The organism is Nocardia sp. NPDC049737, assembly GCF_040674755.1.
In the GTDB taxonomy this organism is placed as follows: Bacteria; Actinomycetota; Actinomycetes; order Mycobacteriales; family Mycobacteriaceae; genus Nocardia.
In genome coordinates this window covers 77,184-97,856 of sequence record NZ_JBFANH010000016.1, presented here as the reverse complement: position 1 = coordinate 97,856, position 20,673 = coordinate 77,184, and the positions used below count along the sequence as shown (strand labels likewise).

19 protein-coding genes are annotated in these 20,673 nt (G+C 64.9%); 11 read left to right on the top strand and 8 right to left on the bottom strand.

The genetic code is table 11. The annotated features are described in order from the left end of the window. Positions 1-137 precede the first annotated feature (137 nt). Entirely contained in the window at positions 138-1,529 is a 1,392-nt protein-coding gene (locus AB0J47_RS22120; protein WP_364348795.1) for a hypothetical protein, read from the top strand. Between the two features lie 140 nt (positions 1,530-1,669). Here the strand turns inward: AB0J47_RS22120 and AB0J47_RS22115 are convergent, their stop codons facing one another. Then, positions 1,670-2,206: a CGNR zinc finger domain-containing protein gene (locus AB0J47_RS22115; RefSeq protein ID WP_364348792.1), complete on the bottom strand. Its 537-nt coding sequence runs from the start codon at positions 2,204-2,206 to the stop codon at positions 1,670-1,672. An 89-nt stretch (positions 2,207-2,295) separates the two neighbouring features. Between AB0J47_RS22115 and AB0J47_RS22110 the strand changes: the two genes are divergently transcribed. Then, the gene (locus AB0J47_RS22110) at positions 2,296-3,216 is read left to right on the top strand and encodes a DMT family transporter (RefSeq protein WP_364348789.1); all 921 of its coding nucleotides are present in this window, start codon (positions 2,296-2,298) and stop codon (positions 3,214-3,216) included. Positions 3,217-3,313: 97 nt separating this feature from the next. On the opposite strand, the gene AB0J47_RS22105 is transcribed toward AB0J47_RS22110, so the two are convergent. Further along, a complete protein-coding gene (locus AB0J47_RS22105; RefSeq protein ID WP_364348786.1) occupies positions 3,314-4,423 on the bottom strand; it encodes a DUF475 domain-containing protein in 1,110 nt (369 codons plus the stop codon). Between the two features lie 208 nt (positions 4,424-4,631). After that, the gene (locus AB0J47_RS22100; RefSeq protein ID WP_063042648.1) at positions 4,632-5,207 is read right to left on the bottom strand and encodes a TerD family protein; all 576 of its coding nucleotides are present in this window, start codon (positions 5,205-5,207) and stop codon (positions 4,632-4,634) included. A 178-nt stretch (positions 5,208-5,385) separates the two neighbouring features. Between AB0J47_RS22100 and AB0J47_RS22095 the strand changes: the two genes are divergently transcribed. The 7 genes from AB0J47_RS22095 to AB0J47_RS22065 all read left to right on the top strand — a co-directional run bounded on the left by AB0J47_RS22095 (position 5,386) and on the right by AB0J47_RS22065 (position 12,705). Further along, positions 5,386-6,603 carry a hypothetical protein gene (locus AB0J47_RS22095; protein ID WP_364348782.1) on the top strand — a complete coding sequence of 406 codons (1,218 nt, stop codon included), beginning with the start codon at positions 5,386-5,388 and terminating at the stop codon, positions 6,601-6,603. Between the two features lie 48 nt (positions 6,604-6,651). Next, the gene (locus tag AB0J47_RS22090; protein WP_364348779.1) at positions 6,652-7,863 is read left to right on the top strand and encodes an HpcH/HpaI aldolase/citrate lyase family protein; all 1,212 of its coding nucleotides are present in this window, start codon (positions 6,652-6,654) and stop codon (positions 7,861-7,863) included. Next, complete coding sequence (locus AB0J47_RS22085; protein ID WP_364348776.1) at positions 7,860-9,419, top strand: phosphoribosyltransferase family protein; 1,560 nt, start codon at positions 7,860-7,862, stop codon at positions 9,417-9,419. The genes AB0J47_RS22090 and AB0J47_RS22085 overlap by 4 nt, the downstream gene beginning before the upstream one ends. 50 nt (positions 9,420-9,469) lie before the next feature. Further along, entirely contained in the window at positions 9,470-10,579 is a 1,110-nt protein-coding gene (locus AB0J47_RS22080; protein ID WP_364349091.1) for a cysteine protease StiP family protein, read from the top strand. Positions 10,580-10,635: 56 nt separating this feature from the next. After that, positions 10,636-11,427 carry an HAD family hydrolase gene (locus tag AB0J47_RS22075; protein WP_364348773.1) on the top strand — a complete coding sequence of 264 codons (792 nt, stop codon included), beginning with the start codon at positions 10,636-10,638 and terminating at the stop codon, positions 11,425-11,427. A 61-nt stretch (positions 11,428-11,488) separates the two neighbouring features. Then, positions 11,489-11,845 (top strand): MerR family transcriptional regulator, encoded by a 357-nt coding sequence (locus AB0J47_RS22070; RefSeq protein ID WP_364348770.1) that lies wholly within the window; start codon positions 11,489-11,491, stop codon positions 11,843-11,845. Continuing rightward, on the top strand, positions 11,842-12,705 hold the full coding sequence (locus tag AB0J47_RS22065; RefSeq protein WP_364348767.1) for a TIGR03619 family F420-dependent LLM class oxidoreductase: 864 nt from the start codon (positions 11,842-11,844) through the stop codon (positions 12,703-12,705). The genes AB0J47_RS22070 and AB0J47_RS22065 overlap by 4 nt, the downstream gene beginning before the upstream one ends. A gap of 44 nt (positions 12,706-12,749) precedes the next feature. Here AB0J47_RS22065 and AB0J47_RS22060 read toward each other — a convergent pair whose 3' ends face one another. The 4 genes from AB0J47_RS22060 to AB0J47_RS22045 all read right to left on the bottom strand — a co-directional run bounded on the left by AB0J47_RS22060 (position 12,750) and on the right by AB0J47_RS22045 (position 15,705). Continuing rightward, positions 12,750-13,496, bottom strand: coding sequence for a hypothetical protein (locus AB0J47_RS22060; protein WP_364348764.1), 747 nt, complete (start codon positions 13,494-13,496; stop codon positions 12,750-12,752). Positions 13,497-13,602: 106 nt separating this feature from the next. Continuing rightward, a complete protein-coding gene (locus AB0J47_RS22055) occupies positions 13,603-14,370 on the bottom strand; it encodes an AIM24 family protein (protein WP_364348761.1) in 768 nt (255 codons plus the stop codon). A 4-nt stretch (positions 14,371-14,374) separates the two neighbouring features. Then, entirely contained in the window at positions 14,375-15,070 is a 696-nt protein-coding gene (locus AB0J47_RS22050; RefSeq protein WP_364348758.1) for an AIM24 family protein, read from the bottom strand. Positions 15,071-15,081: 11 nt separating this feature from the next. Next, positions 15,082-15,705: an AIM24 family protein gene (locus tag AB0J47_RS22045; RefSeq protein WP_364348755.1), complete on the bottom strand. Its 624-nt coding sequence runs from the start codon at positions 15,703-15,705 to the stop codon at positions 15,082-15,084. Between the two features lie 184 nt (positions 15,706-15,889). Between AB0J47_RS22045 and AB0J47_RS22040 the strand changes: the two genes are divergently transcribed. Next, positions 15,890-17,275 carry a TerD family protein gene (locus AB0J47_RS22040; RefSeq protein ID WP_364348752.1) on the top strand — a complete coding sequence of 462 codons (1,386 nt, stop codon included), beginning with the start codon at positions 15,890-15,892 and terminating at the stop codon, positions 17,273-17,275. A 33-nt stretch (positions 17,276-17,308) separates the two neighbouring features. Then, positions 17,309-18,922 (top strand): TerD family protein, encoded by a 1,614-nt coding sequence (locus tag AB0J47_RS22035; protein ID WP_364348743.1) that lies wholly within the window; start codon positions 17,309-17,311, stop codon positions 18,920-18,922. On the opposite strand, the gene AB0J47_RS22030 is transcribed toward AB0J47_RS22035, so the two are convergent. Next, a complete protein-coding gene (locus tag AB0J47_RS22030; RefSeq protein WP_364349088.1) occupies positions 18,919-20,610 on the bottom strand; it encodes a glycosyltransferase 87 family protein in 1,692 nt (563 codons plus the stop codon). The two genes, AB0J47_RS22035 and AB0J47_RS22030, sit on opposite strands and share 4 nt — an antisense overlap. Positions 20,611-20,673 lie beyond the last annotated feature (63 nt).

Sequence of the window (20,673 nt, the reverse complement as noted above, 5' to 3'; positions counted from 1 at the left end):
GGGTACGTCCAGCACTCGATCCAGCGACCGACCGCCGGTCCGCGACGCGACCAGCAAAGCTCCTACGACCGGCAAAAGGCTCGCGGAGGCGGGGGAGCCGCGGGCGCGGTCTGCGTCGGCCACCTAGGCTGGTCGACATGCCGACCGGACTGGCCGCCAGCGACTCGATCGCGGGCCGCGTGCAGCGCAGCACAGCGCTGGCCGCGGTGGTGGTGTTGCTGTGCGGGCTCACGCTGGCGTTCGCGTATGCCAACAAGGCGCGGTGTGCCGGTGCGCCGTTCGCCGAGAACGGTCGCAGTGCGATCTTCGATGTGATCAAGGATTCGGATGTCTGTTATTCCGATATCCAATTCCTCTGGCTCGGGCGCGATATCGATCAGCACGTCTTTCCGTATATCGATGGCGGCATTACCGGTGACGGCATGCTGACGGGTGGCGCGGTCGAGTATCCGGTGCTCAGTGGTGTGCTGATGTGGCTCGGCGCGGTCGGCGCCGATAACGACGCGGAATTCCTGCTGCATTCGGCATTGCTGTTGGCGCCGTTCGCCTTGTTGACCGCCTGGCTGCTGGTCCGGCTCGCGGGGCGGGCGGCACTGTTGTGGGCGGCCGGGCCGCCGCTGGTGCTCTACGCATTCCACAACTGGGAGCTACCCGTGGTCTGCATGGCGGTCGCCGCGGTGTACGTGGTGACCGCGCTGACCCGATATTCATTGCGTACCAGGGGAATTCTGGCCGCCGTGCTGCTCGGTATCGGGTTCTGTCTCAAGTTGTATCCGGGCATTTTCGTGCTGCCGTTGCTCGCTTATGTGCTCACCGGTGGTCAGCGCGATATGGATGATCCGACGCCGACCCGGTTCGATGTGCGCGGTGCGCTGCTTACCGCCGCCGCGGCCGTCGGCACGGTGGTCGTGGTGAATCTGCCGTTCGCGCTCGCTGGTTACGACGGCTGGCGCGCATCGATCACCTTTCAGCAATTGCGCCAGGCCGATATCACCACGAATTCCATTTGGTACTGGGGACTTCGACCGCTGTTCGCTCAGGATGCCGAGGGCGAGAGCGCATTTCAGCACGCCGTCTCGGTCGCCTCGCCGACGTTGGTGCTGGCCTCCTTCGCGCTGGCGATGTGGCTGGGCTGGAAGCGGTTCACGATGACCGGCACCTTCCCGTGGATCGGGGTCAGCGGCGCGATGCTGTGCGGATTCCTGCTGTTCCACAAGGTGCATTCGCCGCAGTACACGCTGTGGTTGGTGCCGTTCATGGTCTTGCTCGAGGTGCCGTGGGCGGCGATCGGTGCGTATCTGATCGCCGATGCGGCGATCGGGATCGGCGTATTCCGGTATTTCTATTCGATCGGATCCGGTAACTCGGTGGATTCGATGGAGAATGTCGTGCAATTCGGTGTGTGGGGACGAGCAGCGCTGCTGGTGGTGTTCTTCTTCCTATTCGTGCGTGCGATACCGCGCGGAACCCGACTCGTGCCCCCGCCGATACCGCGGTTCGCCCCCGGCAGCCTCGTTCCGGTCGCCTAGTACGGGCCCGCCGCCTCGGCCTCGGCGGTTAGCAACCCACGCCGGCGCACCGGCTCCGGGATCGGCCCGCGCAACTCGCACGCTGTCGCGCCGCCGCCACGGAGCAACCGCCATCGCTGACCGCCGGCGATACCGCCGGATCAGTCGGCATGTCTGGCACGGAATGCCGCGCTCTTGGCGCGGTTACCGCAGATGGTCATATCGCACCAGCGCCGCGACTTCCCGCGTGAGGTATCGAGATACAGCCGAGTGCACTCGTCGCGCCCGCATTCCTTGATCAACCCCCGCTCGGGACCACCGAGCATTTCGATTGCGGACCGGGCGATCGCGGCGAGTGCCGCATCCGGACCGCCGTGGCGAGTGATCGTCGCATCGGATCGCAATGTCAGCCTGGGCAATTCACCGCCCGCCAGCTCGTTGACGATCTTGCGGTCCGCATCCGCGAACGGTTCGTCGCCGGCCGCGGCCAGGGCCAGTCGGTAGGCCGCCTCGCGCAGTCGCACCGCGCGGTCGAGTGTCGCGGCATCGCAGTGCGGCGCGGTGTCGAGGAGGTAGGCGGCGAGCAGCCACTCGTCCAGATCCGCCGGAGTGGTGAGGAAGTCGTCGAACGTCGTGGCACGGGCCTTGACCGTGCCTGCGAAGTCCAGGGCGAGGTTACCGCTCACGAAGGCGAACACACCTCGATAATAACCGCCTTGACAGGTTACTTACGAAAATGCGAACGTAGTAACCGTCTTAGGCGGTTATCCGTTATCGAGGAGGGCACGTGAACTTGGACCCGCTGTTTCGAGCGACCGGCAAGCCATCCCTGGCGGCGGGCATGCAACCACTGTTCGTCGTGCTGTGGAGCAGCGCCTTTATCGCCGGAGTCATCGGCGTCGGCGCGGCACCGCCGATGACGGTGCTGTTCGCGCGCTTCGGCATCGCAGCGATACTGCTCGCGGTGTACGCCGTCGTGATTCGCGCGAGTTGGCCGAGCGCGGGCCAGCTCAAACATGTCGTCATCGCGGGTCTGCTGATGCAGATCGTGCAGTTCGGCGCGTTCTACACCGCGATGAGCCTGCACGTCTCGGCTGCCATCATCGCCCTGGTCCAGGGACTCAATCCGGTCGTCATCGCCTTGCTGGCCGGGTTCATCGGCGAAACCGTCACCGCGCGACAGTGGTTCGGCTTCGGCATCGGCGGTATCGGCGTCGGCTTGGCGGTACTCGACCAATCGAGCATGTCACCGGTCGGCCTGCTGCTGTGCGTGGTCGGCTTGCTTGGTCTCAGTGTCGGCACGATCTATCAGAAACGTTATGTGCCGCAGGTCGATTCGCGTGCCACCACCGCCATTCACATGGCCGCGAGCGCGCCGGTCGCGGGTGTATTGGCTTGGAGCACCGGCCAATTGCATATCTGGGATGGGACGCGGTTCGCGGAATCGCTCACCTGGATGGTGCTGGTCAATTCGATGGTCGCATTCCTACTGTTGAATGCGATGCTGAAGCGTTGGGAGGCAACGCGAGTCGGGCGTTTGTTCTTCGCGACTCCCGCGGTCACCGCCGTGCTGGCCTGGCTGTTCATCGATCAGCCGCTGCGGCCCCTCGCCGCGGCCGGACTCGGCGTCGGACTGATCGGCATGGTGTTCGCCTCGCGCCGCCCGACGCCCGCAATCGATCAGCGGCAACCGGTGCCCGTCCGCTGAAAAGAGAAGCGGCAGCGGCTGGAAGCCGCCGCTAGCGACTGCTTGCAGGTCGCTCGAAAAGATCGGCCGCTCGAATTCTTCGGCTACTCGCCGGAATTCAGGCCACCGGGGTGACCTCTCGTTCGCTCTCCACTTCGTCGGCGTCATCGCGCCGATTCCGAATGATGCTGGTGATGAATGCCGCGCCGATGAAGGCCACGCCGACGAGACCGGTGACGATTTCGTTGATGTGTACGCCGATCGAGACGAACAGGATGACCGCCAGCGCGCCGATCGCCCAGTGCGCGCCGTGCTCCAGGTACACGTACTCCGACAGCGTGCCCTTGCGCACCAGGTACACGGTGATCGAACGGACGAACATGGCGCCGATCAGACCGAGGCCGAGCGCGATGATGATCGGGTCGGAGGTGATGGCGAAGGCGCCGATGACACCGTCGAAGGAGAACGACGCGTCGAGCACCTCGAGGTACAAGAACAGGAAGAACGCCGCCTTGCCCGCGGCCTTGACCAGCTGGGACGGACCGCCGTCCGCGGATTCCTCGAACTCCTCGGTATGGAACAGCGAACCGAGTCCGTCGACCACGATGTAGGTGATCATGCCGAGCAGACCGGCGACCAGGACGGTGGCGCGCTCTTCGTCGGTCGCGATCAATTCGGCGGTGAGCACCAGGCCGACGCTCGCGACGACCACGGAGAGCATATCGAGCTTGCCGAGCTGGGCAAGCGGCTTCTCCAGCCAGGACAGCCAGGTGGTTTCGCGTTCCTCGAAGATGAAGTTCAGGAACAGCAGCAGCAGGAACATGCCGCCGAACGCGGCGATCTGCGGATGTGCGTCGGTGAGCAGCTTCTCGTAGCTGGGGCTGCCGTCCGGGAATACCAGCGCGTCATCTGCGGGCGGGTTCAGCGCAAGGTCGAAAGCCTTCACCGGGTTCAGGCCCGCGGTGATCCAGACGATCGCCAACGGGAAGACCAACCGCATGCCGAATACTGCGATGATCACACCGACGGTGAGAAAGATCCGCTGCCAGAACTCGTTCATGCGTTCGAGCACGGTGGCGTTGATGACCGCATTGTCGAACGACAGCGAGACCTCGAGGACGCCGAGGATGGCGGCTAACGCCAGCGCCGTCGGTCCGCCGTACAGGAATGCCGCGACGAGCGATATCACCGTGACGACGATGGACATGCCGAATATGCGCAGGACCACGCGGAGACCCTTTCCGTGCGGCGGTCGAATGTCTTTCCGAGCGCGCCTTTGCCGATGTAACCCGAGGGCCGAACCAACCCGCGGTCGCGATGATGGTTCCAGCGTGGCCGCCGAACCGTCGATTGTCCAACGGAGCGGCGAGGCGAATCGTTCCGGGACATGCGTACAGGGGGCCCGTCGCCGAGCCCCCTGTACAGATCAGTACGTCTTAGACGTTCACACCGTAGTCACGGGCGATACCCGCCAGGCCCGATGCGTAGCCCTGGCCGATGGCGCGGAACTTCCACTCGGCGCCGTTGCGGTACAGCTCGCCGAAGACCATGGCCGTCTCGGTCGAGGCGTCCTCGGACAGGTCGTAGCGGGCCAGCTCGGTGCCGTTGGCCTGGTCGACAACGCGGATGTAGGCGTTGCGCACCTGGCCGAAGGACTGCTGCCGGGTGTCCGCGTCGTAGATCGAGACCGGGAAGAAGATGCTCTCGATGGTCGGCGGGGTGTTGGCCAGGTCGACCTTGATTACCTCGTCGTCGCCCTCACCCTCACCGGTCAGGTTGTCACCGAGGTGCTCGATGGAGCCCTCCGGCGACTTGAGGTTGTTGAAGAAGATGAAGTGCTTGTCGGACACGACCTTCTTGTCCCCACCGGTCGCGATCGCACTGGCATCCAGATCGAAGTCGGTGCCGGTGGTCGTACGAATATCCCACCCGAGCCCGACGGAGACAGCGGTAAGGTTCGGCGCCGCCTTCGTCAGCGAGACATTGCCGCCCTTGGACAAACTGACACCCATGCGGGGTTCCCTTTCAATAGACGTCTGTGGTTCCCAGCATTGTCCGAATCGCCGGGTACGCCCTACGACAGTAGTAGGTTTCGGCAGTCTTGCGTAGGAACTGGTGTATCCCCCGGTGAACTGGAACATCTCGTCCGCTCGGCCGAGCCGAGGCGAGTACACCGCTTAACATCGGGGCGTGACAGGCCGTAGGCGTGGATGGTTCCGGTCGTCCGGGAACAATGAATGGATTGCACAGGCCCGGTCGACGCTGGCTGCCGCATTCCTGGATATGGATCGGCGCCAGAGTGCGGCCGAGGCGGCGGTGCACGCCTGCGAACAGGTCTTCCCGGAGCGACGGATGGGCGCGAAATGGGAACCCGTGCGCAGCAGATGCTATGACGCCGCAGGCGCATATCTGACGTTCACCGAGGAACTGGATAACGTCGAGCGCGACGACACGCCGATGCCGCAGCGGCAGCCGCGGGTAGACACCCTGGTGCGGCAATTGACCGACGCGGCCCGTGCCGTCGACGAGTTCTATCGCGGTAATCAGTCCCAGCTCGAACATGCCGTCGCGGTGGCGGGCACGGTGCCACAATTCGCGCAGCAGGTGAAGGTCGCGGCGGCGGGTGTGCGCAGGCAGGCCGCCGAATCCGAATACGCTGGCTACCCCTCTGTGCGCCAGCACGCGACGGCGGTGGATGAGTCGCTGCTCACACTCGAGTCGCTCGGTTCCGAGGTGCCCGCCGCGAGTATCCGCGAGGCCGCCGGACGCTTGGAATCGGCGACGAAAGCGCTGGCAGAAGCATTGACGCAGGCGCCTTCTCGGGCCGCGGCGGCGGCCAATGCGATCGCCTCGGTTGCCACCAGGTTGGCCGCGGTACGCACTCGTGGCGAGCGGCTGGCACCGGCCTACTCGGAGATGCTGCGCGAGTTCAATGCTGCGAGTTCAGCGGATCTGGCTAACAATGGGCAGGAAAGCAAGAAGGCCATCGAGGCCGCGGATGCCGCCCTGGTGCGGGCGCGAGCGGCAGCGGCCGAAAACAATCCGGAGTCTGCGCTTGATCTGACTACATCCGCACGCGGGTACCTCACCGAGGCCGAGCATTTGATCGATGCCGTCACCAAACGGCTGACATTGCTGCGCGAGGTCCGTGAGAATCCGCAAGAGAAGGCCAAGGCCGTACGATTTCGGCTGCGGGACGCACAAATGCTCGCGGTGAGCCGCGGGCTCGTCGGCGAATGGGGATCTGTGCTCGACGCACAGGTGGACCGGATCGATCGAATCACCGAAAACCTGTCGGGGCGCCATCCCGACTACTGGGCCTATGTGGCCGAATTGGATACCGTCGCGGAGTTCGTAGCCGGGGTAGTGGATCGAATGAGAAAACAAGCAGGACCACGACGAGAATGAGGCCAGGGTTATGCGGCCACCGCCATTAGGGATGAGGACAGCGAAGCGATGACCGCGGGCATCGTCGTCCAGCAACAGGTCTCCCTGCGAAAGCAATTGCCGCTGCGCCATTTTCGCCAGTTGCACGGCCCGGAGGCGCGGCACCTGTTCCATCGACAACCGGAACCGTTCGGCGATGAGGCCGACCGGGAAATTCTGGCGATCGCGCTCGGCGCCACGCTGTACGCGCCGGCGACTCGCCATGACCTCGCCTCGACGATAAGTAAGCGGGCCGCGCGCGGCGTGTGCTCGATGGTCATCGATCTCGAGGATGCGGTCGCCGATCACGAGGTGGAATCGGCCAAACGCCAGACCGTCGCGACGCTGAATCTGCTTGCCGAAAGCGAGGATCCGAATCCGCTGCTGTTCGTCCGGGTTCGTGATGCGGATACCGTGTCCGAAATCGTCGAACAGCTCGGCAGCGGGACAGCGGCACTGAGCGGCTTCGTCTTTCCGAAATTCGACAGTGCGAGCGGTCCGAAATATCTCGCCGCACTCGAGGCGGCCGCCGAGCGTTTGAGCAGGCCGGTGTACGGCATGCCGGTCCTCGAATCGCCCGCGCTGGTACATCGCCAGACCCGGGATCAGGAGCTGACCCAAATCGCGACGCTATTGGGCGAGCACCGCGAGCGGGTACTCGCGGTACGCATCGGCGCGACGGATATGTGCTCGACCTTCGGCATTCGGCGGGACCGGGATCTGACCATTTACGACGTGCGGGTGGTCGCGGATGTCATCGCCGATATCGTGAATTACCTGGGGCGTTCCGACGGCACGGGTTTCGTGATCACCGGACCGGTCTGGGAATACTTCGCCGACCATGAGCGGATGTTCCGGCCGCTGCTGCGGACCGCGCCGTTCGAGGAATCCGATGCGGTACCGTTCCGGCGCTATCTGGTCAGTCGCGATCTGGACGGGCTACTACGTGAGATCACGCTCGATCGGGCCAATGGGATCCAGGGCAAGACGGTGATCCATCCGTCGCATGTCGCGGCCGTGCATGCACTGTCGGTGGTGACCCACGAAGAGTATTCGGATGCGCTGGACATCCTGCAGGTCGATGTCGGCGGGGTCGCGGCATCCGGATATCGGAACAAGATGAACGAGATGCGGCCGCATCGCAGTTGGGCGCGTCAGACGCTGCTGCGGGCCCGGGTTTTCGGTGTCGCCAATAAGGGTGTTTCGTTCGTGGATCTATTGACAGCGTTGGTAACTGAATGAATATCGACCCCTGGGCGACAACGAATTTGGGTATCGAGTTGCGGCACGAGCGCTCGCATGGGGGCGGGGCGGTTGACGTGCTGCCCGCCGAATTGCCCATCGCAACTTTGATTCAGCCCGGGTTGCGACGCAATCCGCGTCGCGCGCACCTGCTGGTTTCGACGGTGCTCGGGAAACATCTGCCGACGGGTCCGCGGGTTGTGCTCGGTGCGGGCAATCGACTGGGTGATCTGGTGCGTGACGTGCTGGGGGATCGCGAGGCAGTGGTGCTCGGATTCGCCGAGACCGCAACGGGTTTGGGACATTGTGTGGCGGCGCGGATCGGAGCCGGATGCTATCTGCATTCGACCCGTCGCGAGGTGCCCGATGCGACTACCTTGACCGGCTTCGAGGAGGGACATTCGCACGCCACCTCGCATCTGCTGCAGCCCGCACCCGCGGATATCTTCGTCAACGATCTGCCGCTGGTGCTCGTCGACGACGAAATCTCCACCGGTGATACGGCGATCGATGCGGTTCGGGCGTTGCACGCGTTTTCGCCGCGTGCGCATTATGTACTGGCGTCGCTGGTGGATATGCGGACCGAGAGCGATCGGACGCGGTTCGAGGTGGCGGCCGACGAGCTGGGGGCGCGGATCGACACCGTGTGTTTGGCTGCCGGGCGGACCTTGCTGCCCGATGATCTGGTCGAGACGGTGTCTTCGATGCCGGATCCTGTATTGAATCCGACCGCAGCGCAGCGTGGTTCGTTCGATCGGATCGAGTTGCCCTGGCCTGCTTCGGTTCCCGAGGGCGGTAGGCATGGGATTTTGCGGTCCGATACGGATGCGTTCGAGGCGGCGCTTGTGCAGGCCGCCGAGGCGTTGCGGGTTCGGCTCGCCGATGATTTCGCTGGTCGACCCGCGATTGTGCTCGGGCACGAAGAGTTGATGTATTTGCCGTTGCGGTTGGCGGCCGAACTTGCCGATGCCGGGATCGCGACGCGATTTCAGACGACGACTCGCTCGCCCGCGTATGTGCTGGATGAGCCGGGGTATCCGTTACGGCGTGGCTTCCGGTTCGTTGCGCCTGAGGCTGGTGAGGTGGAACCACGTTATTTGTACAACGCGCACTGGATCGAGGACGCGCTTTCCGAAGTTGCGGCATTGGACGATGGGGTGGCATTGGACGATGGGGTGGCATTGGACGATGGGGTGGCGTTGGACGATGGGGTGGCGCTGGGCAATGGGGCGCTGGGCAATGGGGCGCTGGGCAATGGGGCGCTGGGCAATGGGGCGCTGGGCAATGGGGCGCTGGGCGATCATGCTCCCGGGGGCGAGGGGGCGGTGGATTATCCAGGGCTGACGAGGTCCGCTGGTGGGCGGTCGGTCGGCGTCGAGCCGGTTCTGGTCGTCGTCATAGATGCACCTGCCGACACCGCTGAACTGCGCGCCGCAGGCGGCCTGATCGATGTGCTGACCGCATCCGGGGACGATGTCGTCCTGGCGGTGCTTCCAGGTGCGGATCCGCGGCTTTTGCATGCGGAACGGACCGTTGCCGAACCGAGGATGTTATGAGGTCGAACGCTGTGCCGGAATCGAATATCTCACCGCAATCGGCCTTGGCCCTGCCCGTTGCGCTGCACGGACCGGCCTTCGGATCGTATGCGGCCGAGGAGGTTTCCTGGCTACTGAAGGATCTGTCCGAGGTCGACCTCGAGGCCGATGTGGCCGAGCGGGAACACCGGATCCAGTCCGGTGCCGCACATTATGCGGAATCGCTGCCGATCGAATATCAGCCCGATGCGGCATACCGCTCGCTGTTCGACGAGGTGTTGGCCGAGAGTGCCGAGCGACTCGCGCTCGCCGTTGCGACGGTATCGGAACTCGTTGTCACCGAACGCGGTACCGATATCGTGCTGGTTTCACTGGCCCGGGCGGGTACGCCGATCGGAATTCTCATGCGCCGCTGGCTGCGGTCGCGAAGTCTCGATGTGCCGCACTATGCGGTATCCATCGTGCGCGATCGTGGTATCGACGCCGTCGCACTGGATTATCTCGCCCGGCATCATGATCCGGCCTCGGTGGTGTTCGTCGACGGCTGGACCGGTAAAGGTGCCATTACTCGGGAGCTCACCGAAGCGCTGAACGCCTATCACGCCGCGGGCGGCGCCCGATTCAATGACGAGCTCGCCGTGCTCGCCGACCCGGGACATTGCGTGCGCACCTATGGCACCCGAGACGATTTCCTGATCGCCTCCGCATGCCTGAATTCGACAGTCTCCGGGCTGATTTCGCGCACCGTGCTCAATGACACGCTGATCGGTCCGGGCGATTTCCATGGTGCGAAGTTCTATCGCGAACTGGCGGCCGACGATGTCTCCGGACGCCTGCTCGACACGGTGACCGCAGCCTTCGACGCGATCCGGGATCGCGTGCCCGCCGAACTGTCCGCCGTGCGCGCCGCGGACCGGACACCGACCTGGACCGGCTGGGCCTCGGTCGACAAGGTGCGCGAGGAATACGGTGTCGCCAGTGTGAATTTCGTGAAACCCGGTGTCGGCGAGACGACTCGGGTGTTGCTGCGGCGGCTGCCGTGGCGGGTGCTGGTGCGTGCGGCGGACGCACCGGAGCACGCGCATATCCGTCTGCTCGCCGCGGCCCGCGGCGTTCCGGTCGAGGTCGTGCCCGACCTGGCCTATTCGTGCATGGGATTGATCAAGGACATACAGCAGTAATGCATTTGCGAAAACTACGAAGACACGCTCTGATTGCTACCGATCTAGATCGGACGATGATCTATTCGCGCAACGCTTTCCACGCCACCGGCGAAGTGCCGATGGTTTGTGTGGAACACCTCGAGGGCGCGCCACTGTCGTTCATGACGACCACCGCCGCGCTGCGTATGCAGACCCTGACCGGACCCGCCGCCGTCATCCCCACCACCACTCGGACCATCAAGCAGTTCGAACGTATCCAATTGCCCGGCGCACCCTGGCGATATGCGATCACGAGCAATGGCGGGAACATCCTGGTCGACGGCGTGCCGGATATGCGCTGGCGCATCGATATCGACGCGCAGATGCGGGCAAGTGGCGCCACATTGTCGGAGGTGAATACCGAACTGCGTGCGCGAATCGACGATTCCTGGGTCACCAAATTCCGGGTCGCCGATCATCTGTTCACCTACCTGGTGGTGAAACCCAAGGAAGTTCCGGACGGCTTCCTCTCCGAATGGGATGCCTGGTGCCGCCCGCGCGGCTGGTCCGTCTCCCAGCAGGGCCGCAAGATCTACACGATGCCCCTGGTCGTCTGTAAGAGTCATGCGGTGCGCGAAGTCCGTCGCCGGCTGGTCGAAAATGGTGAACTCACCGATGCGGCCACGACTCTCGCCGCAGGTGACGGTGCCCTGGACGCCGAGATGCTGCGCACTGCGGACTCCGCCATCCGTCCACGCCACGGCGAACTCGAACAACTCAACTGGACCCACCCCAATCTCACCATCACCCGCGCCTCCGGAATTCTCGCGGGCGAGGAGATCATCAACTGGTTTATCAAGGCCGCACCGGAAAGGCCACGTAGCTGACCTTGCGTTGACACCGGCGACAAGGTTTAGCGTTGCCCCGACGGGTCGTGAAGGAGGTCGAATGCTGATCGGTGAGCTGGCCGAGCGCGTCGGGACGAGCACCAGGACGCTGCGCTACTACGAGGAGCACGGCTTGGTGCGGGCGCGGCGCTCGACCAATGGGTATCGCATCTATGACGAGTCGGAACTGCAGGTCGTCCACAAGATCCGGAGGCTGCTCGACGTGGGCTTCGATCTCGACGATATCCGCCCGTTCGTCGCGTGCATCCGCGCCGGAAATACCTCCGGGGATGTCTGCCCGGATTCGGTGGCGACATTGCGGCGCAAGCTCGACGAAGTCGAGGTGGCAATCGATCGGTTGCATGCGGTGCGATCGCAACTGCGCGACCAGCTCGATTCGGCGGCGGTGTCCCGATGAAGTTCGGAATCAATTACAGCACACCGTATTACGGTACCGATCCGGACCGGCTGATGGCGTTCGCGCAACATGCCGAGGCGTGCGGTTTCGAGTCGATCTACCTGCCGGACCATATCGCTCTCTATCCGGGTGCGGTGGTCGGCGAGTACGAAATGCCACCGACACTGCCGTTTCCCGATCCGCTCGATTGTCTGAGTTTCGTCGCCGCGGCAACGGACCGGATCCTGTTGGGCACCGGTGTGCTGCTGCTGCCGTATCGGCATCCGGTGGTACTGGCCAAGCGGCTGGCGACCATCGATGTGCTGTCCAAGGGCCGAATGCGTTTGCTGACAGTCGGACTCGGCACCTTGCCGGGTGAGGCCGCCGCGGTGGGGGTGGACTTCGCATCCCGTGGTCGTCGAACCGAAGAGGCGATCGATGTGCTGCGCCTGCTGTGGGGCGGCGGTGCGGATGGTGTCGACTTCCACGGCGAATTCTTTTCGTTCGACAAGCTGTGCGTATACCCGAAACCCCATGGCGGAGACCAGTTGCCGATCCATATCGGCGGATCGAGTCGGGCGGCGGCGCGGCGGGTGGGACGACGCGGCGATGGATACTTCCCGGGCGGGATGCTGATGCCCGCCGAACGTGCGCACCAGTGGGATCTGGCGAAGTCCACCGCCGTTGCGGCGGGCCGAGATCCGGCCACATTGGAATACACCCGATGGGGCTCGATCGATATGCCGCAGGATCGGGTCGACGGATTCGTTGCACAAGGCGTGACCCGGATCATTGTCGGCGCTACCGCCACTGACCAGGCCGTGCAGTTCGACGAAATGTCGGCGTTCGCGGCGCGTTTCGGGCTGGCGCGGAAGGACTGACGGGCAAGCCCGCCAGTCCTTCCGGTCGCGTGATGATAACGAGGTCAGCGGTTTCGGGTGCGGTTGAGCCAGTCGAGGGCTTCGCGGAGGGTCGGGGAGTGATCGAGGCGGGGCGGTTGGTAGGGGTGGTTTGAAGCGGACGGGTTGGCCGCGGCGTCGGGTTCGGGGTGAGACGGGTTGGAATACAGATGTTTCGGTGCCGCGGGATGGCCCTCCGTCGCGGGGCGGTCCGGGCGAGGGTACGAGGGATTCGTCGGGAAGGGGAGTTCCGGCGCGGATTTCGGCGTTGCCTGTGGCGCGATGCGGTCGAGTAGGGAGCTGGACGAGGTCTTGTCCGGGGCGAACGGGACTCCGGTGGAGAAGGCGCGCACACCGAGGGTGAGCATTTCACCGACCATACTGATGCCGATGGACAGGGTGGTGGGGCGGGCGTCGTGGTGCATGCCCATAGTGGTGCCTAGGGCGCTGATGGCGAAGCCCGCGGTCATCGATACGGCCCAGACGATCACGGTGCGCACGGTGTAGCGCTGCCACAGGTGGCCGTCGCGGGTGAAGATGCCGACGGTGGTGCCGCGTAGGGCGCCGAAGGCGAGACCGACGGCGCCGCCGATGATCAGCCAGGTGATATCGGTACCGTTGAGGTCGGCGATCTTGGTGAGGCTGTATATGCCGATCGCCAAGAGGATGACCGGTAGTCCGAAAGTATCGCGGGCATTCATCGGTTCGCCGTAGAACCGCTTCACCACCAGCGCGATGACCGCGACGATCGCGATCACGAGTCCGATACCCATGAGTGCCTCCCAACACTATGCCTACTGTTGGGAAGCTATTCGCCGGTCCGGGCTTGCCGAGTCCGCCGAAGGAAGGACCCCGGGGATGATCCTCAGGTCATCCGGATCAGTAATTTTGCTGTTGAGCACCCAATTGCTGGGCGATGATGCCCTGCAATCGCTGTAGGCCGCCGACGGTCACACCGCTCTGCAATTGCCCCTCGATGGTGCGGACCAGCGCGGAATCGCTGAGGATCTTCTCACTGGACTGGATGAGAACCGTTCCGGCACCGGTGAAGTCGAACTGGCGCTCCTCACCGGAGTTCACCCCGAACCGCGCCGCACCGGCGGCCAGGAAGCTGGAGACCCAGCGCTGGTCGTAGTGGTGGCTGGGGGACGGGCAATCCGCCCAGCCGACGAGGGCTTCCGGATCCACGCGCAGCGGCGGTTCGGCGAACATGACCGGGCCATTGGAGGAGGCCAGGAACTTACCGGTGCCGATGAGGGTGAGAAATCCGGGAACGATGGACTGATTCAGCGACAGCCCCGGCTCGAAGGCGAGCAGATTGGCGGCGCGGATGGTCAGGTTGCCATTGTCCTCGAGGTCATAGGAATTGATGTCGTATCCGCGGTCACCGATGATCAGCTTGCCGTGGCCCTCGGCGATCACGTAATCGCCGGTGAACAGCGGTGCGGAGAACTGCTGCGAGACCATATGCAGCAGCCCGCCCTGCAATCCGTGGGTGAGCATCTGGAACCGCATATCGCCGTAGTAGGCGATCATCGCGCCCTTGCGCATGAACCACGGCTTGTTCAGATCGATGCAATAGGCATAGCTGTTGCCCGGAAGGTTGTCGCTCTCACCGAGTTTCAGTGGATTCAAGATGTCGGTCATAGGTTCACAACTTCTCTTCCGAGGCCTGCACATACACGACACCCTGTCCGACGCAATGCAATTGCATCGCCTCACCGGAACCGCGCCCTACCGCATCGCGCCAGCTCAATGCCGTCTTCAACTCGGTCTGCACATTGCCGTAGGCGGCGACGAAGGCCTGCGGATCCACCACGATAGGATTCGGCCCGCCCACCGGCAGTTCCAAGAATCCGCCATGTGCCAGCAGCACCGCCGCGCCCTGTCCGGACAGCTGCGTGGTGAACATCCCTTGACCGGTCAGCGCACCACTGGCCGCTCCGCGCAACGCACCCATCAGCCCGCCGCCGCCACCACCGCCCGAACTCATCACGGACACAATCGAACTCTGCAGCGCGGCGGTATTGGCCAGCAGCCGCGAGGCCTCGACGCGCAGCACCGCGCCCGGCTGCATCTGCACCACATGCACTTCCAGCCCGGCGAACCCGTAGTGCACCTCGCCATTACCGGTGGCCAGCATGGTGCGCTCGTGCTCGCCGGCCATCATCCGACCCGCCATCCGCATGACGCCGCCACCGCCCATTCCGGGTGCGGCTCCTGGAATCTGATGCGGCGCAAAGGAAATATCGCCGGTGTAGAACAGCATCGCGCCGTTGCGCGCGACCACACCGCCCGCCATTCCGACGTCGACCTTGACGACCTTGCCGTTGACCTTCTCGAACATCGTCGGCCCCCTTACCGTTCCGCCGGTTGGATCAAAACGAGGCCCTGACCGTCGAAGCGGAGCGAAAACGCCTCCCCGGCGTCCTGGCCGACGAAGGTACGCCACGAAACATCGGTGACGAACGACTGATTGAGATTGCCCTGGCAGGCGACGAAGGCATCCGGATCCACGATCAGCGGATACTGCGGCGAAACCTCCAGGTGGATCAGCGGACCGCCCGCCGAGAGCAGTGCCACCTGTCCCTGTCCGGTCACCGTGGTGGTGAACAGGCCGGCACCCGAGGAGGCACCGCGCAGACCGGCGAAACGCACATCGGTGCGCAGGTTTCCGGCGAAGCACAGCAACTGCTGCGATTCGACCTGCAGCGTCTCGTTATTCAGATTCACGACGGTGACGTGCTGACCGTTGACCGCGAAGAAGACCCGGCCGTTGCCGCTGCATTCCATCAGCGACAGCTTCTCGCCGGTGGCGCGCCGCTTGAGCCCGGCGAGTACGCCGTCGCCGCCGCCGAAACCGGCCGATTTGAACTGTACATTTCCTTCGTAGGCGACCATCGAGCCGGAAATCGCGCGGATACTCGATCCCGCGAGGTGTGCCTCGATCACCTTTTTCGACTGCTCGAACAGTTGCGCCATAGGGAGTTTGCCTGCTGTCTGGTAGGGGGAACACGGGTATATCGCCCGCCATTCCGACCGCGTTTCGCCACCCTAACCGATCTTGGAGTACCCGTATGGGCCACGGCGAGGAGTTACTTCGGATCGTGTTCGGCACGTTTCTCGTAGAGTGGCACCGTACGCACCGACAAGCGAAGGGTCGAACTTGTCCGCAACACTCGCCAAGGGTCAGAATGGCCCGCTGGCCGCCAATGACGTGGTGATCTCCGTCCAGCTGACCGCACCCGCGGACCTGTCCGCGCTATTGGTCACCGAGTCGGGGAAGGTCCGTTCCGACGCGGACTTCGTCTTCTTCAATCAGCCCAATGGCCCCGGGGTGAATCTCCAGCCCGCGCCGGCCGGGCAGCCCGCGTCGCTGGCGGTCGCGCTGAATGCGGTGCCCGCGGATATCGCGCAGATCCGCGCGGTGATCACTCTGGACGACGCGACCAGCAATTTCGGCCGGTTCCCCGCGCCGACGGCGATCGTGTCGGATTCAGCGGGTAATCGGCTGTACGAGTACCGCATCGACGGTTTGAACACCGAGTCGATCGTGATCGCGCTCGAGCTGTACCGGCGCCAGAGTGAGTGGAAGGTGCGCGCGGTCGGCCAGGGCTACGCGGGTGGTTTCGCGGCATTGGTCACCGATCACGGTGTCACCGTCGACGAGTCCCCGGCCGCGACGCAGGTCCCGCCGCCTCCGTCCTACCAGCCTGCCCAGCCCGCACCGGGCTACCCGCCACCGCCCGAGCCCGCGTACCCGACGCAGCAGCAGCCGCAGTACCCACCGACACAGCAGGGCTACCCGCAAGGCGGACCCGGCTACCCGCCGCCCGGACAGGGCTACCCGCCGCCGCCCGGACCCGGTGGTTACCCGCCGCCCGGACAGCCCGGACCGGGCCAGGGCTATCCGCCGCCCGCCCAGCCCGCCGCGCAGCAGCAGCCGCCCGGTGAGATCAGCCTGAGCAAGGATCGTCCGGTCAGCCTGCTCAAGGGCCAGCGGGTCACCCTGCGCAAGGAGGGCGGCTCCGCGCTGACCTTCGTGAAGATGGGTCTGGGCTGGGATCCGGTGCGCAGCCGCGGCATGTTCGGCAACCGGACCGTCGATATCGACCTCGACGCGTCGGTGGTGATGTTCGCCGATATGAATGTGGTGGATGTGGCCTACTACGGACAGTTGACCTCCAAGGACGGTTCGGTCCGACACCAGGGCGACAACCTCACCGGTGAGGGCGAGGGCGACGACGAGGTCATTCTGGTCGACCTGACCCGTATCCCGGCGCATGTCAGCACGCTGGTGTTCATCGTGACCTCCTATAAGGGCCATACCTTCGAACAAGTCCAGAATGCGTTCTGCCGCTTGGTCGATGGCGCCAACAACGGCGAGCTGGCCAGGTACACCATGGCAGGCGGTATGGCGTTCACCGCGATGGCGATGGCCAAGCTGTTCCGGGTGGGCAGCGATTGGAAGTTACAGGCGCTCGGCGAGGGCTTCCAGGCCAAACATCCCGGTGAAGCGGTGCCACAGCTGGGCCGGTTCCTGGGTAATTGAGCGACAACTGCACGAAATAACGGGGCGGACAACGTGATTCAGCTGAAGGCCGGTCAGAATATGGTGCTGACCGGCGATATCGTTCGATTCAGCGCGAAAGCCGGGGCTGCCCTGGATGTTTCGGCGCTAGTGGTGGCGCAGAACCTGCGGGTCTTCGATACCGGCGATTTCGTGTTCTACAACCAGACCGAGACCGCGGGGGTGACGCTGTCCGAGGGCGGCGTCACCATCCGGCTCGGCGAGGTGCGCGCCGACGCCGAAGCGGTGCTACTGGTGGTCAGCGCCGATCCGGCCGCGCCCGCGCAGGCGGATGGACTCGGTGCGGTCACCGCTGAACTCGCCGTGAACGATGTCGCTACAGCGGAATTCGCGATCACTCCATCGGCGGGAGAGACCGCGCTGATCTGCCTGGAGGTGTATCGGCGCGGAACCGACTGGAAGTTGCGCGCAGTCGGTCAGGGCTATGCCGGTGGTCTTGCTGTGCTGCTCACCGCGCACGGCGTCGAGGTCGACGAAGCGGCGACACCGCAGTCCGGCCAACACAGCGCGGCCGACCTGCGGGGAGCCGAACCGGTCCGCAATCCGGGCCGGACCAGCGGTCAGGACACCATCAGCGGTCCCGACTCCCTGGGCGCCGGTCCGGCGCCGCTCGAGGTCGCGCACGGACTCGAACGCCTGTGGATGATCTTCGAGGATGCCGCGCGCTCGGCCGCCGCACTCATCTCCGCGCGTGACTACGCCATGCAGAGGCTGGATCAGGAACTGTCCGCGGCGGTTTCGGATCCGGCGACCAGGAACACCCCGGCCGCCGAGGAGGCCAGGCAGGCGGCACAGCGTCGCTGTGACGATCTGATTGCCACCGCGGAGGGGAACCACCTGGGCGATAGCGAAGCGCTCATACGCGAACTCGCCGAAGCCGATCGGCAATTGCCGCCGTCACTCGCGTCCTGGGATTCGCCCGCCTGGGACGGTGCGCCGACGCCGAGCGACGGCATTCGACTCGGCGAACTCTACGCGAATGAGCGCGGGCCGCTGCGCATTCCGTACTGTGTGCCGGTGCCGCTGACCCGCCCGCTGTGGATCGATACCGAATCTTCGGCCGCGGCGACCCCGGTCGTCGGTGCGGTGCTCGCGCGACTGCTCGCGGCCGATCCCGGTCGGCGCACCCTGGTCGACATGATCGATCTGACGGGAGCGTTCAGCCAGCTCGTCGGTCCGCTTACCCCGGTGCTGAACGGCCCGCCGATCACCGATTTCGGCGATATCTCGGCGCGGCTGCAGACCCTGGTAGAGGCCGCTGACCTGGCCGAATTGGCTTATTCCAGTGGGAATTTCACGCCACCGACCGAGCACAGGGTCCTGCTCGCCGCGGACTTCCCGCACGGATACCAGAGCGCGGACGCCCACCGCATCGCGACGTTGCTGGTGCGCGGTGATTTGATCGGGCTGTCCACGGTGATCGTTGGCACCGACGAATCCGAGTCCAGCGATGGGACGGTGGCGATGCTGTCGCAGTCCTGCCGTCATCTGCCGACGGTCGACGGCACCCCGCTGTTCGATCCGTGGACCGGCAGCGCGTGGCAGCTGGATCTGGATCTGCTGCCACACGAACCCGCCAGGCAGGCGCGCTTCCTGCGCACCAGCTAAGCGCGTACCAGAGCCGTCCTCGGCCGCAGCGCCTCCGGCAGCCAGGGCAGCAGCGGGTCCGGTGCGCGATCGACGACGCCGCCGACCGGATCGTCGACGAAATCGCGCCGGACCAGATCCTCCTCCGGTCGGTAGATCTGTCGAATGATCAAGGCGCACAGCGCGAGTACCGCGATATCGCGCAGCCCGACAGTGCCCGTGAACCACTGCTCGGGCAGGCCCTTGCGGTCCAGGCCGAGGTAGTAGAACATTCGCGGCACCCAGACCAGCGCGTCGATGGTCATCCAAGCCAACAGAATTCGGCGATGCGGCAGCGCGAGCACGGCCAGCGGCACCAGCCACAGCGAATACTGCGGGCTCCACACTTTATTGGTGATCAGGAAGGCGGCGACGACCAGGAAGCACAGCTGGGCCAGGCGCGGCCGGCGCGGGGCGGTGAGCGCGATATAGGCGATCGCCGCGCAGGCGGCGACGAATACCAGCAGCGACACCAGATTCAGGATGGTCGGCTGTTCGACATGTCCGATCTCGCCGTCGAATCCGGCCCAGCCGGTGAACGAGGTGATGACGTTGTAGATGGAATCCGGATCGGCATGCCGAGTGGTGTTGAGCCGGAAGAACTCCCGCCAGCCATCGGGATACAGCAGTGCGATCGGCAGGTTCACCACCAGCCAGGTGCCCGCCGCGGCCGCAACGGTCAAGGCGGCCGCGCCGAGCGGCCGGGCGCTGAGAAATTGCGTGCGATACGGGGTTTCGCGCAGCCAGGTCATCGCGGTACGCCAGCTGTCGATATCGCTCAACCGGAGCCCGAGCCGTGCGCTCGGCACCCGCTGCAGTGGGTCGGCGCGCAGGCACAACACCACGATCGGCCCGAGTAGTAGCAGCGGGTAGAGCTTGGCCGCACCGCCGAGTCCGAGCAGCAGACCCGCGAGCAACGGTCGTCGGCGGGCCCAGGCGAGCAGGCCGGTGGCGGCGAAAGCCGTCGCGAGCGCGTCGAAGTTGGTGAACGCGTGCACGATAACCAGCGGCGAACAGGCGACCAGCGCGGCATCCCAAACCCGCCGCCCCGCCAGTTGTGCCGAGCCCCATACCGTGACCAGCCAGGCGAAGGCCAGACCCACCGCGACCACATTGAAGTAGATGACCACCTGCAGCGCACCGGGCAGCGGGGAGGCATCCCAGGTCTTGGCGACCTGCATCGCCGCGTACTGATAGAGCCCGGACAGCACCGGATACTCCATGTACCTGGTCTCTCGGCCGCCGTCCGCGGTCTGCTCGGTCCATTCCTTCTTGTATGGGAAGGCGCCCTCGTTCAGCCGTTCCGCGCCGTAGAGCGGCACGGTATCCGAGTAGCACATGGCGATGTACTGGCGGCCGTTGTTCCAGTCGAGGGTGAGCGAACCGTCGGAGGTGGTCGTCTGCTGGATGCAGCCCGCCTTGCTCGCCCAGCCGAGCGCGAGGAACACCAGTGCGAAGGCGAGCAACACCCGCATCGGGGTCCAGAACCGGACCCGGCCGATGAGCGCGTGGTCACCGACCGGGCCGCCGACGACCGTGCTCAGCTGCGCGGTCAGGGAATCATTGCGGCTGGGGCGATCTCGGCCGTCGGCCGAGCGCAGATCCGGTGCCAGCGGCGCGGGCGCGACATAGTGCGTCGCGCCGCCGGACTGTGTTGCACCGGACGGCATCCCGTCGGTCTGCGGCGCTCTTGCGTTCGTCCGCTCGTCCACGAGTTGCGGTTCGGTCACGGC

Excerpts from the sequence above, each read along its gene's own strand:
- AB0J47_RS22120 (WP_364348795.1), top strand. The coding sequence starts at position 138 with ATGCCGACCGGACTGGCCGCCAGCGACTCGATCGCGGGCCGCGTGCAG.
- AB0J47_RS22100 (WP_063042648.1), bottom strand. The coding sequence starts at position 5,207 with ATGGGTGTCAGTTTGTCCAAGGGCGGCAATGTCTCGCTGACGAAGGCG.
- AB0J47_RS22090 (WP_364348779.1), top strand. The coding sequence starts at position 6,652 with ATGACCGCGGGCATCGTCGTCCAGCAACAGGTCTCCCTGCGAAAGCAA.
- AB0J47_RS22085 (WP_364348776.1), top strand. The coding sequence starts at position 7,860 with ATGAATATCGACCCCTGGGCGACAACGAATTTGGGTATCGAGTTGCGG.
- AB0J47_RS22075 (WP_364348773.1), top strand. The coding sequence starts at position 10,636 with ATGATCTATTCGCGCAACGCTTTCCACGCCACCGGCGAAGTGCCGATG.
- AB0J47_RS22070 (WP_364348770.1), top strand. The coding sequence starts at position 11,489 with ATGCTGATCGGTGAGCTGGCCGAGCGCGTCGGGACGAGCACCAGGACG.
- AB0J47_RS22065 (WP_364348767.1), top strand. The coding sequence starts at position 11,842 with ATGAAGTTCGGAATCAATTACAGCACACCGTATTACGGTACCGATCCG.
- AB0J47_RS22060 (WP_364348764.1), bottom strand. The coding sequence starts at position 13,496 with ATGGGTATCGGACTCGTGATCGCGATCGTCGCGGTCATCGCGCTGGTG.
- AB0J47_RS22055 (WP_364348761.1), bottom strand. The coding sequence starts at position 14,370 with ATGACCGACATCTTGAATCCACTGAAACTCGGTGAGAGCGACAACCTT.
- AB0J47_RS22050 (WP_364348758.1), bottom strand. The coding sequence starts at position 15,070 with ATGTTCGAGAAGGTCAACGGCAAGGTCGTCAAGGTCGACGTCGGAATG.
- AB0J47_RS22045 (WP_364348755.1), bottom strand. The coding sequence starts at position 15,705 with ATGGCGCAACTGTTCGAGCAGTCGAAAAAGGTGATCGAGGCACACCTC.
- AB0J47_RS22030 (WP_364349088.1), bottom strand. The coding sequence starts at position 20,610 with ATGCCGTCCGGTGCAACACAGTCCGGCGGCGCGACGCACTATGTCGCG.